The sequence below is a fragment of the Bacillus sp. JJ1474 genome, from assembly GCF_036965225.1.
Lineage (GTDB): Bacteria > Bacillota > Bacilli > Bacillales > Cytobacillaceae > Cytobacillus.
Genome location: NZ_JBALPC010000088.1, coordinates 1 through 16,068, shown reverse-complemented (window position 1 = coordinate 16,068; position 16,068 = coordinate 1). Strand labels below are relative to the sequence as shown.

The 16,068-nt window shown below is 38.2% G+C and carries 18 protein-coding genes; 1 reads left to right on the top strand and 17 read right to left on the bottom strand.

Going from position 1 to position 16,068, the window contains the following annotated elements; genetic code table 11:
* Positions 1–2: 2 nt before the first annotated feature.
* From dxs to accB, 9 genes are all read right to left on the bottom strand, one after another.
* Positions 3–1,895: a 1-deoxy-D-xylulose-5-phosphate synthase gene (dxs, locus tag V7164_RS12890; RefSeq protein ID WP_335354277.1), complete on the bottom strand. Its 1,893-nt coding sequence runs from the start codon at positions 1,893–1,895 to the stop codon at positions 3–5.
* 164 nt (positions 1,896–2,059) lie between these two features.
* A complete protein-coding gene (locus V7164_RS12885) occupies positions 2,060–2,953 on the bottom strand; it encodes a polyprenyl synthetase family protein (protein ID WP_438824078.1) in 894 nt (297 codons plus the stop codon).
* A gap of 2 nt (positions 2,954–2,955) precedes the next feature.
* The gene (locus V7164_RS12880; protein ID WP_066293716.1) at positions 2,956–3,189 is read right to left on the bottom strand and encodes an exodeoxyribonuclease VII small subunit; all 234 of its coding nucleotides are present in this window, start codon (positions 3,187–3,189) and stop codon (positions 2,956–2,958) included.
* A 5-nt stretch (positions 3,190–3,194) separates the two neighbouring features.
* A complete protein-coding gene (gene xseA / locus V7164_RS12875; RefSeq protein WP_335344117.1) occupies positions 3,195–4,535 on the bottom strand; it encodes an exodeoxyribonuclease VII large subunit in 1,341 nt (446 codons plus the stop codon).
* A gap of 138 nt (positions 4,536–4,673) precedes the next feature.
* Positions 4,674–5,543 (bottom strand): bifunctional methylenetetrahydrofolate dehydrogenase/methenyltetrahydrofolate cyclohydrolase FolD, encoded by an 870-nt coding sequence (gene folD, locus V7164_RS12870; RefSeq protein ID WP_335354276.1) that lies wholly within the window; start codon positions 5,541–5,543, stop codon positions 4,674–4,676.
* A gap of 43 nt (positions 5,544–5,586) precedes the next feature.
* Positions 5,587–5,973: a transcription antitermination factor NusB gene (gene nusB, locus V7164_RS12865; protein WP_335354275.1), complete on the bottom strand. Its 387-nt coding sequence runs from the start codon at positions 5,971–5,973 to the stop codon at positions 5,587–5,589.
* Positions 5,974–6,260: 287 nt separating this feature from the next.
* Entirely contained in the window at positions 6,261–6,644 is a 384-nt protein-coding gene (locus V7164_RS12860; RefSeq protein WP_335344137.1) for an Asp23/Gls24 family envelope stress response protein, read from the bottom strand.
* A gap of 35 nt (positions 6,645–6,679) precedes the next feature.
* Positions 6,680–8,038: an acetyl-CoA carboxylase biotin carboxylase subunit gene (accC, locus tag V7164_RS12855; RefSeq protein ID WP_335354274.1), complete on the bottom strand. Its 1,359-nt coding sequence runs from the start codon at positions 8,036–8,038 to the stop codon at positions 6,680–6,682.
* Positions 8,039–8,052: 14 nt separating this feature from the next.
* On the bottom strand, positions 8,053–8,550 hold the full coding sequence (accB, locus tag V7164_RS12850) for an acetyl-CoA carboxylase biotin carboxyl carrier protein (protein ID WP_335354273.1): 498 nt from the start codon (positions 8,548–8,550) through the stop codon (positions 8,053–8,055).
* 299 nt (positions 8,551–8,849) lie between these two features.
* On the opposite strand from accB, the gene V7164_RS12845 reads away from it, so the two are divergent.
* Positions 8,850–10,331: a methyl-accepting chemotaxis protein gene (locus tag V7164_RS12845; protein WP_335354272.1), complete on the top strand. Its 1,482-nt coding sequence runs from the start codon at positions 8,850–8,852 to the stop codon at positions 10,329–10,331.
* A gap of 44 nt (positions 10,332–10,375) precedes the next feature.
* Here the strand turns inward: V7164_RS12845 and V7164_RS12840 are convergent, their stop codons facing one another.
* Genes V7164_RS12840 through spoIIIAA form a run of 8 tightly spaced genes read right to left on the bottom strand, consistent with a single transcriptional unit; the run spans position 10,376 to position 15,578 of the window.
* On the bottom strand, positions 10,376–10,924 hold the full coding sequence (locus V7164_RS12840) for a SpoIIIAH-like family protein (RefSeq protein WP_335354271.1): 549 nt from the start codon (positions 10,922–10,924) through the stop codon (positions 10,376–10,378).
* Positions 10,921–11,592 carry a stage III sporulation protein AG gene (spoIIIAG, locus tag V7164_RS12835; RefSeq protein WP_335354270.1) on the bottom strand — a complete coding sequence of 224 codons (672 nt, stop codon included), beginning with the start codon at positions 11,590–11,592 and terminating at the stop codon, positions 10,921–10,923. Before spoIIIAG ends, V7164_RS12840 begins: the two co-directional genes overlap by 4 nt.
* Entirely contained in the window at positions 11,585–12,214 is a 630-nt protein-coding gene (spoIIIAF, locus tag V7164_RS12830; RefSeq protein WP_335354269.1) for a stage III sporulation protein AF, read from the bottom strand. The genes spoIIIAG and spoIIIAF overlap by 8 nt, the downstream gene beginning before the upstream one ends.
* Positions 12,215–12,226: 12 nt before the next feature.
* Complete coding sequence (gene spoIIIAE / locus V7164_RS12825) at positions 12,227–13,426, bottom strand: stage III sporulation protein AE (protein ID WP_335354268.1); 1,200 nt, start codon at positions 13,424–13,426, stop codon at positions 12,227–12,229.
* 38 nt (positions 13,427–13,464) lie between these two features.
* Positions 13,465–13,845, bottom strand: a complete 381-nt coding sequence (spoIIIAD, locus tag V7164_RS12820) for a stage III sporulation protein AD (protein WP_335344107.1) — start codon at positions 13,843–13,845, stop codon at positions 13,465–13,467.
* A gap of 23 nt (positions 13,846–13,868) precedes the next feature.
* Positions 13,869–14,075 carry a stage III sporulation protein AC gene (gene spoIIIAC, locus V7164_RS12815; protein ID WP_009794945.1) on the bottom strand — a complete coding sequence of 69 codons (207 nt, stop codon included), beginning with the start codon at positions 14,073–14,075 and terminating at the stop codon, positions 13,869–13,871.
* A 60-nt stretch (positions 14,076–14,135) separates the two neighbouring features.
* On the bottom strand, positions 14,136–14,651 hold the full coding sequence (gene spoIIIAB, locus V7164_RS12810) for a stage III sporulation protein SpoIIIAB (RefSeq protein ID WP_335354267.1): 516 nt from the start codon (positions 14,649–14,651) through the stop codon (positions 14,136–14,138).
* Entirely contained in the window at positions 14,652–15,578 is a 927-nt protein-coding gene (gene spoIIIAA / locus V7164_RS12805) for a stage III sporulation protein AA (RefSeq protein WP_335354266.1), read from the bottom strand.
* Positions 15,579–16,068: the final 490 nt, after the last annotated feature.

Genomic DNA, 16,068 nt, shown 5'->3' with positions numbered 1-16,068 from the left:
CCTTAAGCCCTTTTCTGTTTCTTTCTTGCAAGATTATTTATTCGATCGACTACATCACCCGTAGTCATTCCGATTTCTTCTAATAGCTTATCAACGCTGCCATGCTCGATGAAACGGTCTGGAATACCCATCCGGTCAATTTCTATATGATGAAAGCCGTTTTCATGGGCAAATTCAAGTACCGTACTCCCAAAACCGCCTTGAAGAACTGCCTCTTCAATCGTTAAAATCGGCATATGATCTTTAAATAATTCGAGAAGCATTTTTTCATCTAAAGGTTTAATAAATCTTGCATTGATTACCTTTATAGATTGGCCTTGTTTCTCTAGAATAGCAGCCGCTTTTAATGCCATTGGAATCGTTGTACCGAATGTGAGAATGGCAGCATCTGTACCATTCTTAAGCACTTCCCAAGTCCCAATCGGAATTTTGTGAAAGCTTGTATCCATTGGTACACCCAATCCATTTCCGCGTGGAAATCTCAAAGCTATCGGGCCATCATCATAGTTTACAGCAGTATAAACCATATGCTGGCCTTCATTTTCATCTTTAGGCATCATCAATACAAGATTTGGCACATGTCTCAAAAAGGCAATATCAAAAACACCTTGATGTGTTTCACCATCAGCACCAACTAAGCCAGCACGGTCAATTCCAATAAAGACATTTAAATTCTGCCGGCAAATATCATGCACAACCTGATCATAGGCACGTTGAAGAAATGTTGAATAAATAGCAAGAAACGGCTTCATTTTCTGTGTTGCTAAGCCAGCAGCGACAGTTGCAGCATGCTGTTCTGCAATTCCAACATCATACATCCGTTCAGGGAATTCACTTGCAAACCCTTCTAATCTAGAGCCTACCGGCATAGCTGGAGTAATGGCAACAATCCGGTCATCTTCTCTTGCTAATTTTCGAACCGTTTCACTTACAAGCGAGCTCCATGCTGGCGGCGTATTAACCGGTTTCACAAAATCCCCTGTTTCAATTTTGTATGGTCCTGTACCATGCCATGTTCCAGTTGTATCACGTTCAGCAGGGGAATAACCCTTTCCTTTTTTTGTAATAACATGCAACAGGACGGGTCCCTCAGTTTTCTTAGCATAGCTTAAATTTTCAAATAAGCTTTCAAAATTATGACCATCTACTGGTCCAAGATAGGTGAAGCCCATCTCCTCAAAAAACATCCCTGATACAAAAAGATATTTAAGGCTATCCTTTAATCTTTCAGCTGTTGAAGCAAGCTTGCCTCCTACTGCAGGGATTTTTTTCAGGAGAAGTTCGAGTTCATCCTTTGCCCACTGGTATTTTCCAGCTGTACGAAGTCTTCCAAGAACATTGTGCAGTGCCCCTACATTTGGAGCAATGGACATTTCATTATCATTTAAAATGACAATCATATTCTTTTTTTCATGGCCAATATGGTTTAATGCCTCTAAAGCCATTCCGCCCGTTAAGGCACCATCACCAATAACAGGTATTACGAAGGATTTTTCTTTTTTCAAATCCCTGGCAATCGCCATTCCCATTGCAGCAGATAATGAGGTTGAACTATGCCCAGTTTCCCATACATCATGTTCACTCTCAGCCATTTTTGGAAATCCGCATAAGCCCTTATATTGCCTCAATGTATCGAATTGATCGGCACGGCCAGTTAGGATTTTATGAACATATGATTGATGGCCTACATCCCAAATAATTTTGTCCTTCGGGCTGTCAAAGCATTTATGCAAAGCAATCGTTAATTCGACAACGCCTAAATTAGGTCCAATATGGCCCCCGGTATAAGACAACTTTTCAATTAGAAATTGGCGTATATCTTGACTTACTGCCTCTAGTTCTTTATTTGATAACCCTTTTAAAAAAGAAGGGTCTTTAATTTTCATTAGATCCATACAGAGGATCACTCGCTTTCATTTCTTTATCATGCACATATCTCTTAGATGTTCATAAAACTTAACCTTATATATGGTTTATTATAACAGTATGAATGAAATCCTCAAGGTAGTGTAGTAATTTGCCAATTAGAGATATTGCCTAATGCTTTATCATATAGTGTTTAATGATTTCGCGTTTCTATTAGTTCAGTAATTTCCTCAAGCAGCTTTGTATTCAGACCTGTAACTGAAAGCTTGGACTTTGCTTGCTGGATATGATGGTGCAGAGCTTCTTTTGCGCCATCCAATGTAAGCAATGATGGATAGGTACTCTTATGTTTAGAAGCATCACTGCCAACAGGCTTTCCAATTACTTCTTCCGTTCCTTCTAGATCAAGGATGTCGTCACGTATTTGAAAGGCGATTCCAAGATGGTAAGCAAACTCAGCAAGTGTTTTCAATGTTTCCTTGTCTGCCCCTGCAAGAATAGCACCTGCCACTACACTGTATTGCAACAGTTTACCCGTTTTGTGAACATGAATATACTCTAATTCATTTAAGTTTAAGGCCTTGTCCTCTCCGCTTATATCAGCAACTTGTCCGCCGACCATTCCTTCAGCTCCAGCTGCTATTGACATTTCTCTAATGAGATTAAGCTTCGTTTCTGCATCCGTAAATTCTGAAGGGGTTTCAGTAATTAATTGGAAGCTGTATGTTAATAAGGCATCACCTGCCAAAATCGCAAAAGCATCACCAAACACCTTGTGATTTGTTGGCTTTCCCCGCCTTAAATCATCATTATCCATGCTCGGAAGATCATCATGAATGAGCGAGTACGTATGAATCATTTCTATTGCTGCAGCAGTTTGAAGACCTTTTCGTGTGTCTTCTCCAAATGCTTCGAGAGTAGCGAATAACAGAAGCGGTCTTATTCGCTTCCCTCCGGCTTCTAATGAATAAAGCATCGATTCTTTTATAACGGAAGGTGCATTCAGTTTGCTGACACTTTCCTTAAACATATTTTCTAACAAGATTTTTTGATTTTTTGCAAATAAAGAAAAGGATGACTGCTGCAAAATTACTCCTCCTCGGAGATGACGAAATTTTCTTTTCGGCCATCCTCTGTCAAAATTTGAGTGAGCTGTGATTCTACACTTTTCAGCTTATCATGACAAAGCTTAGATAGCTCCATACCTTGCTTATAAATATTGATGGCCTCTTCAAGAGGGACGTCCCCTTCTTCCAGCTTTTCTACAATCACTTCTAATTTCTCCATAGCCTCTTCAAATGTTAATTTTTGTTCTGAAGACAACGTATTCACTCCTCTATTTCCGTAACAAGGCAATTAATGATTCCATCAGGTACCTTTATTTTTACTTGGTCATTTTCCTTAATTTGTTTAACGGATTTAATTAAGTTTTCTTGCTTTGTATATACAAGACTATAGCCTCTATCCATAATTTTTAATGGACTTAATGCTTCTAAAGTAGCAATTTTATGTGAAAAGTCTTTTTCTTTAGCGGCTAAAATATTAAGCATGACTTTGTTTAGCTGTTTTTGCATTTTTTCCTGTTGTTCTTTAGAGGCTAGTATTAAATCGTTCAAAGGCTTTCGCTGTATTCGTTTCTGTATTTTCTGCCATTCGTCAATTTTTTGATCAAAAAGCTTTTTAGAACCTTTTTCAAGCTGCTCTGCTAATCTGTCTACCTGCTCAAGCTTTTGTTCATACAATTTCTGCGGGTAACGAAAAGCATATGATTTTTGAATTCTTGAAAGTCTTTCGCTTTTTAGTGTCATATGTTCCTTAAGTGCCCTTAGTAAGCGCGACTCTCGATTTAGAACTCTTTCTGTCAAATCCTCAATATGGGGGACGGCCATTTCAGCAGCACCTGTTGGCGTAGGAGCACGTAAATCAGCTACAAAATCAGCAATAGTAAAATCAGTTTCATGACCAACAGCCGAAATGATGGGAATTTGCGAATGAAAAATGGCTTTTGCCACCTCTTCCTCATTAAAAGCCCAAAGCTCTTCAATCGAACCCCCGCCACGCCCAATAATAAGCACATCTGCCTCATTTAATTGATTGGCTAATTGTATTTGCTTCACAATAGATGGTGCAGCCTGTAAACCTTGTACAAGTGCAGGGAATATTAAGATATTTACCACTGGATAACGCCTCTTAATCGTGGTCAAAATATCACGGATTGCAGCTCCAGTTGGGGAAGTAATAATACCGACTGTCTTTGGAAATTTCGGGATAGGCTTTTTATTTTGAGGTGAAAAAATTCCTTCCTTGTCAAGCCGTTCTTTTAACTGTTCAAAAGCTAAATATAAATCGCCAACTCCGTCAGGATGCATTTCTTTAATATAGATTTGATACTGACCACTTGGCTCATAAACGGTGAGATCGCCTCTAATAAGAACCTTCATCCCATTTTCAGGCGAAAATTTCATTCCCCGATTATTGCTTGAAAACATGACAGCAAGAACGCGGGCTTTCTCATCCTTTAATGTAAAATACATATGTCCGCTGGAATGCTGTTTATAATTCGAGATTTCCCCTTTTACAAGGACATTCTGCAAATGCGGATCAGCATCAAATTTTCTTTTTATATATTTAGTAAGAGCATTCACCGATAAATAGCGTTGGTCTTTCATAATAGTCTCCTTTAGAGTTGTTACCACAACAAAACTGCCCTTTCATTATAGATTTAGTTTCTCAAACCGTCACGTAAAAAGCGTGCAGTGTAAGAGGACTAAAGCATCATTTGAAAAGGGCAGAAGCTAGACAATTTATTAATTTTTACTTTGCAATTTTTGCTGAATGGACTTAGCGGCCTTTAATGTATTGGACATAAGCATCGTAATCGTCATTGGACCTACACCGCCTGGTACAGGTGTAATATAGCTTGCTACTTCTTTCACTTCATCGAAGTCCACGTCTCCGCACAGCTTACCTTCATTATTACGGTTAATTCCAACATCAATAACGATCGCACCTTCTTTCACATGCTCCTTCGTTATGAAATTCACCTTCCCAACAGCTGCCACAAGAATATCTGCTTGTCTAGTAAATTCTTTCAAATCTGTTGTTTTGGAATGACAATATGTAACCGTTGCATGTTTATTTAGGAACAGCTGGCCTGCCGGTTTTCCCACAATATTACTGCGGCCAACGACAACTACATGCTTGCCCGAAATATCTGCATTAATAAAATCAAGCATTTCCATTACACCATATGGGGTACATGGCAGAAACGCATCCTGGCCTGTCATCATTCTTCCAATATTAACAGGGTGAAAACCGTCAACATCTTTATCTGGAGAAATTGTTTCAATTACTTTCACTTCATCAATATGTTTAGGCAAAGGCAATTGGACTAGAATCCCATGAATATTTGGGTTCTCATTAAGTTCTATTACTTTCCCAAGGACCTCTTCTTCACTTACCCCTTCAGGCAGCTCAATTAACTCAGAATGCATTCCAAGATCCTTACACGTTTTCTCTTTACTCGTGACATATGTTCTGGATGCTGGATTATTGCCGACTAAAATCACCGCAAGTCCCGGAGTAATGCCTTCATTTTTTAATTTTTCTACTTCTTCAGCAATAAAGGATTTTTTTTGTCTAGCTATTTCTTTTCCATCAATCAAATTCACAGTCATGTCATCTTCCCCCTAATCATTAATAAAGGAACCTGCTGAATCATCAAAGCTGCTGTTTAATCTTGGAAAGAACTCCATTTATAAACTTGCTCGACTGGTCATCCCCATATAATTTTGCAATTTCAATTCCCTCGTCAATAACGACATTTTGTGGTGTATCTGTGCAAAATAATAGCTCATAAACGGATAGTCTTAAAAGATTTCGATCTACAGTTCCCAATCTTTCTAATGTCCAATTTTCTAAATTTTTCTTAATTGTTTCATCAATTGTTACTTTGTTTTCTACAACTCCATTGACAAGCTGATTGAGAAATTCATTGCTTGGTGAATCCTCTAAAACGTGTTCAATGGCTAAGGCTGGATCTACTTCGCTTACATCAATTTGAAAAATGGCTTGTAATGCTTTTTCTCTTGCTGTTCTTCGTTTCATCTATTATTAACTCCTTTAACAGGGAAAGATTCAGTTAACGCTCAATTTTCTTATACTTACATGGGCTATTATCATTTATGCCATTTACTTCTCTAAAAAATACATTTTAAATCATAGCACAAGTATGTCCAATAAGCACTGAGTAAGAAAAAATTTTTCCCCCGTTAAGCCAATACCTATACCCACCATTACTCTAGCAGAAAACAGAATAAATTTAAACTATGTAAAGAAGATTCAAGTAAAAAAGCCAAAGACAAATTTGGCGTCTTTGGCCTTTTCATATTCAATTACATTTCCTGCTCATATTCCACTGCTTGTTTTTGATTTTCAAAAACGATTCCAACAACATGGACATTTACTTCTTGTGCTTCTAGTGCAGTCATATTCAATAATGCCTGCCGAATATTGTCTTGAATTTTCTGGGCAACATTTGGAATAGAGATGCCGAATACCATAGAACAATATACATCTACCTTAATACCGTCCTCAGAAAGCTCAACCTTTACACCTTTGCCATGATTTTTCTTTCCTAATCGTTCTACAACGCCTGTAGCGAAGTTGCCGCGCATTTGCGCCACTCCTTCTACTTCTGACGCAGCGATACCAGCAATGACTTCAATTACTTCCGGAGCAATTTCAATTTTGCCTAATCCACTATTCTCATGACTCATTTCCAGAATATTCTCGTTCACCTCAGCACCTCCAATTAGTCTTCTTTCTGCATAACATTATACATTTCTAAGAATTTAGTGTTAAATTGACCATCCACAAATTTTTCATGACTAAGAAGCTTTAAATGGAACGGAATAGTCGTGTGCACACCTTCAATAACAAATTCGCTTAACGCTCTTTTCATTCGGGCAATGGCTTCGTCCCTTGTTGCCCCATAGGTGATTACCTTTGCAATCATAGAGTCATAATAAGGAGGAATCATATACCCCGGATATGCAGCGGAATCAACACGAACTCCTAAACCGCCTGGAGGAAGATACATATTAATTCTCCCTGCTGATGGCATAAAGTTCTTCTCTGGATTTTCAGCATTAATTCGGCATTCAATTGACCACCCGCTAAAAGTAACATCTTGTTGCGTAAAATTCAGCTTTTCACCTGACGCAACTTTAATCTGTTCCTTAATCAAGTCAACCCCAGTTACCATTTCAGTAACTGGATGCTCAACCTGAATCCGAGTATTCATTTCCATAAAGTAAAATTTACGATTTCGGTAATCATAAATAAATTCTATCGTGCCAGCGCCTGTATAATCAACTGCTTTTGCTGCTTTTACTGCAGCATTTCCCATTTCTTCACGTGTTTCCCCATCTAATGCTGGGGAAGGTGTTTCTTCTAATAGCTTTTGCAGTCGTCTTTGAATCGAGCAATCTCTTTCTCCAAGATGAACTGTATTTCCGAATGTATCAGCTAGAACTTGAATTTCAACATGGCGGAAATCCTCAATGTACTTCTCTAAATACACGCCTGGATTGCCGAAAGCCGTTAAAGCTTCCTGCTGGGTTATAGTAATTCCTTTTACAAGCTCTTGCTCATTACGGGCTACACGTATTCCTTTTCCGCCGCCGCCTGCTGTTGCTTTAATAATAACCGGATATTCAATCTTGTTAGCAAGCTCTCTAGCTTCCTCAATATCCTTAATAATTCCATTCGAACCTGGGACAATTGGAACACCTGCTTCCTTCATTGTCTCTCTTGCAATATCCTTCGTTCCCATTTTCGTAATGGCCTCAGGCGTTGGACCTACGAAAATAATATTGCATTCACGGCATAGCTCAGCAAAATCTGCGTTTTCCGCTAGGAAACCATACCCTGGATGAATTGCATCACAATCTGTTAACTTTGCGACACTAATGATATTGGTGAAATTTAAATAGCTATCTTTAGACGCTGTCGGCCCAATGCAATAGGCTTCATCAGCAAGCTGGACATGAAGCGCATCCTTGTCAGCCTCAGAAAAAACGGCGACCGTTTCAATCTCCATTTCGCGGCATGCACGAATGATTCGAACAGCGATTTCTCCTCTGTTTGCAATTAGCAGTTTTTTAATCATCCTGTTACCGCTCCTTATTCTGCTTTTACTAAAAATAATGGCTGGCCGTATTCTACTAATTGGCCATCTTTCACTAGAACTTCAACAATTTCCCCATTGACTTCAGCTTCGATTTCATTGAATAGCTTCATTGCTTCTACGATACAAACAATCGAGTCACTAGAAACCTTAGAACCAGCCTTTACATATGGATCTGAATCTGGTGATGAGGATTGATAGAATGTTCCAACCATTGGAGAAACAATTTTATGTAGGTTCTTCGTATTAGCCTCTGCTTCCTTAAAAGGTTCTTGAACAGCAGTTTCAACTGGAACCTGTTGAACAGCAGCAGTTTGTACTGGCTGTGGAACTTGAACTTCCTGAACTGCAATCTTCGCTGGCTGAACAACAACTGCTTCAGCCGTATTCTTTTTCATTTTTATTTTCGATCCTTCATGCTCATATACAAATTCATCAATATTTGACTGATCGACAAGCTTAATAAGCTCACGAATTTCTTGTACTTTTAACATATTGGGCACCCCTTGTTTTCACTTGAGTTCATATATTCCTGGCTAATTCACCTGATGAATAATGAACCCGTAGAATAATTTATGACTAACTACTAATATCATACGATAAAATCTTATTCAAATTCAATAATGTATTACGACTATGAATAATAATTATGCCCAATTACCCTTTTCTCAACGAATTTTTTCCACATTTTCTAGCGATATGTTAAAAATTCGTGAATTTCCTCAGAGGAATTTCAAATAAAATAGCGAAATAATAATTCAAATGAACTAGGAATAGAGGGGTAGATTAGAAAATGAGTTCGATACATGAGATAAAAAGAGAAGATTTGATTCGAAAAAATTCCTTAATTATCAAAGCAGCCTTAGTATGTGTCGTTCTTGCTGCCATTGTCGATATTGTGATGAAGAAGGATTTGGCAGTCATTCTTTCCATTATTATTGCAGGTGGAGCAGGAGTCGGAATCGTTTCTATCATGCATTATTTTAAAAAAGGAATATCCCTCATTCCATATTTAGCTATTCTAATAGTTTCAATCGTTATATTTGTCATAATGGAAAATAGTGTATCCCCGACAGCCTATTTTTTAATTTATTTAGTTGTTGCCACGGCCGCTATTTATATGCAGCGAACTATCCTTTTGCTTGCTTTTGTTCTAGGCTTGGCGGTGATAACGGTTTTCACTTTTTTACATCACGGTCAACTGCTACTTGAAATGAAAAATTATGTAACCATTTATTTACTCTATTTTCTTGTAACTATTCTGCTTTTTTTCCAACTAACCTTATCTAATAAACTATCGGAACATATAGTTTCGGCACAAATTGAGACCCAATTATTATTAGAAAATAATTTTAAAATAAAAAAGACAGTTCAAAACAGTTCAACAGACCTCTTTTCCATGATTGAAAATGTGAAACAAATGAGTCGGGAAAATTATGAGGCAGCAGTAGAGATGAGCCATTCTATTGCAGAAATTTCCTCTGGCATTCAATTCCAAACTGATACTGTCCTTGACATTACCCATTCTCTTGAGCGTGCTAATGGTCTAACAGATCGTGCAAGTATGCTTATAGAAAAACTCCATAATGATTCTATTGAAGCTGAGCAGATCACAGAAAAGGGACGTTCTCTCGTTCATCATCTAAGAAAAGATTTAGAGCACTCCTATAATGAGATGCATAAAGTGTATAATGAAATTTCTTCACTAGCAAACCTTGTGAATGAAACTTCCCATTTTTCAGCCAGCATTCGTGCAATAGCAGAGCAAACGAATCTATTGGCACTCAATGCATCGATAGAAGCTGCAAGGGCTGGGGAAAGTGGAAAGGGCTTCGCTGTCGTAGCTGAGGAAGTAAGGAAACTAGCAGATATAACTGGAAAAACAGCAAAACAAATAACAGACAATCTTAATAGAATTATGATGAATACAGATGAAGCGAAAAATAATGTTCAATTAGCAGGAAATAAAGTCAGCAGTAATCTTACACTTTCAGATGAAACACATGTCGCATTTCTAGATGTATATCAAAAGTTTAGTCATCTAAAAGATGATATTTCAAATTATGATTCCCTTACGAAAGATATTAATGAATCTTCTAAGTCCATCAGTAAGTCTGTTAACGAATTTAGTTCTGTGATTGAACAAACTTGTTCAGCTTTACAAGAGCTTTCCGCAACAGTCGGTTTACAGACACAACACCATGAGCATTTGGTTCATGCTGCAGCAAATGCAAATAAATCAATGGAAGAGTTAATTAAGCTACAGGAAAAATAGCGGCGCCCCATGGGTTCCGCTATTTTTGAATCTATCAAATTTATTTACTTTGGAGCTTTAAACTCAACTGTAACTGCTTGAAGACCGCCAATTTCGTTATTTACTTCACGAATAATGTCGTTTGCAGCTGAACGGGAAAGTTCTTTCGCTTTTACAGTCACACGGACATTTTTCCCCTCTGCACGCACTAGTACATCTTCGTAATCCATTGAGCGAATTAACATTTCTAGCATTTCTTCTTTTTTAGCAAGGGCATCCAGCTGGTCAATCTGATCTTTTGCGGCGCTGATTTCCTCAGCAGGAAGCTGGGTATTGGCCATCTTAGCTGATAACTCTTCAATCATTTTACTGCGCTCATCATTAAGCTTTAGGCGTAAAGCTTCAAACATTTCATCACCAGATGCATTGGTAATGACTTCGCTATCGTCTAAATTCTCTGTTGCTGCTGGTTCATTTGACTGCTCAGCTTTTTCAGGCGAATTGGCCAAATTCTGACCATTTTGCTCAGGTGAGGTAATATAATACACCGACAAGACTACGACTAAGCTCAGCATCGTTAATAACCAGACTGTTTGTTTTTTTAATAACATCATGAATCCCCCTTAGTTTTTTTTGGCATTACCGCAACTCTGTGGCTAGGTACATCCAAGACACGCGTTACTGCTTCTATAATCCATTTTTTTACTTGTATATTATCAGCCCCTTTTGCAACGACCAGAACCCCTCTAATTTTAGGTTTCTTTGTTTCTATTACAATTGGAACCTCTTCTTCTCCTCTTCTTGTAATGACTAGCTGCTCTTCATTTGAAATATCCTCGACATTTCTCTTTCCGCCTTCACGATCGGTTTCGTCTGTAACTTGAGTCTTGCTAGTTCTGTTCTTCTCGAGGATCTTCGCTTCAGTCGCATCAACGTTAACAACTACTGTCGCATCCTCTACACCAATGATGGCATCGAGTGCTTCCTTCAACTGGGCTTCATATGCCCTTTCATAAGCAGCAATCGTGTCATTGCCTGCCTTCTTCTTTTGGCCAAATGCTGGTACATCCTCTTCCTCATTCGCTTCCTGCTGATTATTCATGACAGGTATGTTTGCATTTGAAGACTTATCATTAAAGAACATATTGCTAATTAGCATAATGGCTGCCCCAAAGAGGAGGACAAGAAGCAAATATTGATACTTCCCAGGCTTTTTATCAGGCTGATCGTCTTTAGAAAGCCATTTTTTCAATAATGTAAAAGGCCCTTTATCTTTATCCATCCTTTTTTAACTTCCCTCCTTCTACCCGAACTTCAATTTTTTCTTCATTCACATTCCATTTTTCCGCTAATAGAGAGGTGATTTTTTCAGTTCCGCTGTTTGGACTGTTCGAAGGAAGAGATTCCCGCGCATTGATTTCGACTTTTTTAACAACTTCAACAGCTTCCTTTTTTTCGTCTTTAGCTTTCAAACGCACTGTTACTTTTTGAAGGTTTTCCGGGAAAGTGTTATCGGCTTTTTCATTAACTTCAACATCAATTCTTGAAATTTCTAATTGATACTGTGCCATCAGCTCCTCTTCCACTAGCTTTTCTAATTGGACAGCCATGTCTTCTAGAATATATGCATCTTGCCAGGCTTGTATTTCTCTTTTCTTCATTTCAATTGAATTTTCTAAGTTTTTTTCTCCCGGACCTTCTATTGCTGGTACAGAAGCAAGCACTTTTTCGAAATCATTTGAAATGAGCTTTAATACTGGTGTTAATATAACGGCAATCAGTAAAAGCCCTGTCACCATTTTTGTATACTTTTGCAGATTTGAATTTGGAAGCAGCATATCGATCACTGTGGCTAATAGGACAAATAAAATAATATTTGTAATCCATTCTTTAATAAAACCCATTTCGCTTACCCCCTACCTGACCATCATCGTCAAGTTTCCAGCTGCAATGATTACAGTGATACTTAAAAAGAACATGAGGGAAACAACAGCTAGTGCAGCAAAAACATAGATGACACTTTTACTAATAATGTCAAGGCAGGAGATAATAGGCCCGCCGCCTAAAGGCTGTAAAATAGCAGCCGCAAATTTATATATAAACGCAATCATGAGAATTTTGATTGCGGGAAATGCCGCAATTAGAATTAGGATGGCTACTCCAGCAATTCCTACTGTATTTTTTAGTAAGACAGAGGCACTAATGACAGTATCTGTAGCATCTGTAAACATTCTGCCGATCACCGGTATGAAATTGCCGGTAATAAATTTAGCCGTCCTAATTGCCACACCATCTGTTACAGCAGCAGAAGCTCCTTGAACCGAAATAACTCCTAAGAATACTGTTAAAAACAGACCAAGCAGGGCAATACTCCAATTTCGCAATAAATTTGCGAGCTGAGTCACCTTGTAGTGATCAGACATGACACTGACAATACTGAGCAATGCCGATAGAAACATTAAAGGCAATACAACATATTGAATTAATAAACCGCTCATATTCATTAAAAATAGAATGACTGGATGGAAAAATGCAGCGGATACAAGCCCCCCTGACGAGGCGATTAAAGCGAGCAATAAAGGAATAAGCGCAAGTATAAAGGAAATCATCGTATCAATTGCTTCCTGAGTATAGCTAATGGCTATATGGAAACTGTTTAATGCCAAGATGATTAGAACCATAAATACGATTGCATAAGCAGCCTTGCTGACTGTACTCTTTTCAAAGGAGTTTTGCAGAGATTGCAGAAACATACTGAATATTGTTAGTAATATTAGTGATCCTAATAGTTTTCCATTGACAATAAATTCATGGAAGATAAATTTCAAGAACCCTGATGACCAGTCTTTAAAGGAAAATTTCTTCTCTCCTTTTAGAAATTCATATAGACTTCCTTTTTGGCTTTCAGGCAAAAAACCTCCATACTCACTGCTGATTTTTTCCCAAAAGCTTTTTAATTCATCTATATTGAGAGAATCCAACTGAGCATTAACAAGCGCTTGCGGACTTACTGTTTTATTTACTTCTTCTGTTTGCGGAGAGGCTTGTACACTTGGTATTAGTAAAAAGAAGAATAGTAGATTGAGAAATAATATTTTCTGCAGCCGTTGCTCCATCCGTTACACCTCATTTAAGAAAAATGCCGCACATCTATTTAGCTAGGTATCATTTTAATAATCGTTTCAATCATGACAGTTAATATCGGAATTGCCATTGCCAGGATAAGAATTTTTCCCCCTAGTTCAATTTTTGAAGCAATTGCTCCTTGTCCTGCATCCTTCGTAATTTGAGCCGCAAATTCAGCAATATAAGCGATGCCAATAATTTTTAAGATCGTTTCAATATAGATCATGTTCACTTTTGCATTGACTGCAATTCTTTCAATCATGTGAATAATGGCATAAATTTGATCGACTAAAAAAAGAAAAATCGCACAGCCAACAAATACAATGAGCAAAAAAGCAAAGTTTGGCTTTTGTTCCTTTACAATTAATGCAAGAAAGGTTGCTACAAGTGCGACTCCGACTATTTGCATAATTTCAATGGCAAAGACCTCCCTTAGCCCTGAAATAAAAACACCGATTTAATTTTCTGAAATAGGTCATCTACAATGGAGGCAACCATGAACAAAATATAAATAAATCCAAACAGTGTCACCCACTGGGCATATTCCTTTTTTCCAACTTGATCGAGAATGGTATGCAGAAAAGCGACAACAATTCCGACACCCGCAATTTTGAAAATAATATCAACCTCAAGGCCCATCCTTTTCCCTCCTATGAAAATCAAGCAGCATGCTTCGCTCCAAGTAAGTGTTTCCGTCATTTACATTAATAAAATGATTAATAACAATCCTGATAGAAATCCTAGACTTTTCACCATCTTTTCATATTTGGCTTGTTTGTCGTAGGCATCGTTCTCTTCTCGTTCTAAGTGAGATAATGTCAGCATGATTTGCTTTTGCTGCGACTTTCGATCATGGCGGCCTAATGTTTCTCCAAATTGTTTCATTATTTCAAACTCGCCTTGTTTCAAAGCGGTCATCTTCCAAATTTCCTTTAGGCTTTGCTCCCATGCATCCCTTACCGTTGTTTCAGTATTTGTTAGTTTTATTGCGAAATTTTCAAAGAACCAGGATAATGGCTTTGCCGATTGAACCGAGAGCCTCCTTGCCGCTTCATGCAATGGAGTATGCCCATACATAATTTCAGCTTCTAATGACTGTAAGGCTGATTTCAACTGCCTAAGCTGGCGAGGCCGTTCATGCAGATGCCTAGATGCTTCAAAACCAGCCCATGTCGTGGCAACGATAATAAAGACGGCACCAATTAATTTCATCATTTAGGTCACTCTCACTTCATTTATAATCCCTTTTCCATTCCCATCCCTTAAGCCAGCTACAGTTCCAGGGCCATTTTTCCTATTTAACTCAATAAACCGCTGAAATATTCCCATTTCTAGGACAGGCTTCATCGTGGGCCTCTTTCGTATTTCTTCTAAGGAGTTTCCGTGTGTTGTCATGATGAGCTTAATTCCTGCATTCACAGCCTCCATGATCGCTTCTGCATCTTCTTTTCTCCCGATTTCATCAACAATGAGTACTTCAGGACTCATTGAACGAATCATCATCATCATGCCCTCCACTTTTGGGCAAGCATCCAAAACGTCAATTCGCGGACCGAATGTCATTTGAGGAATGCCATTCACGCTTCCTGCAATTTCAGATCGCTCATCAATAATTCCAACCTTGTAGGCTGCAAACCGATTATTTTTGTCGCCGCTTGAAATGATTCTTGCAATATCACGAAGCAATGTTGTTTTTCCCGTTTGCGGCGGTCCAATGATCATCGTATGAAGCCAAGAGCCATTTTCTAGCAAGTTCGTAATCAATTTATCTGCTATCCCAATTTGTTCTCTGGCAATACGGATATTAAAGGAAGAAATATCTCTTATAGCCTTTACACTTCCATTCTCTAGGATGACTTTTCCTGCTAAACCGACACGATGTCCGCCCTCAATCGTGATATAACCCCTGCGTAATTCTTCCTCAAGGGTATAAATAGAAAAATGGCTAATCTTGTTTAACAAATTCAGAGCATCCTCTTGCTTTACAACATAGGGTAGAAATTGTGGTTTTCCTTTAATCGTTAATTCAAGCGGGCGATTAATTCGTACACGTATCTCTTCCAATTCATTTAATTGTGGAGGGGAAATATGCATCATTTTTTCTGAAATATTTTTCGGTAAAAAAGCTAGAATCGTTTCCAATGCGTTGATCCTCCTATATGGCTTTTCCTAGTCGGGTGCTCTCCACTTTTCCTGTCTAGCTTCGAGCACCATCGGCTCGAGGTCATAAGCCAATCCATCAAGAAGGTTAAAGGACAACCTTCTCGCTGGCTTGTCTTATGCTTGAGNNGGGTCATGCAGACGTTGCCGCAGGACGTGGCGTTTTTAGTCTGTGTTCCTACTTAGCGGGTGCTCTCCGCTTTTCTATTTGGACTAGCATGTTTCTATTTAAAATGTATGCCTGCGTTGAAACATTATGACTTTGATTTAATGTGTTGTACTTTATTTAATCTTTTTATCTGAGTATTAAGTGCTGATTTCACAAAAAATAAAAGAAATGATCCAAAAGGAGACAAAAGAATAATGAGAAAAAATATATTTAGCCTTTTTCTAACTATTATCGTGATCGGACTGAGTTTTCACTCTAATAGTTATGCAGGAAGAAGTGAGCATCCTATAGTCAGGGAAATAG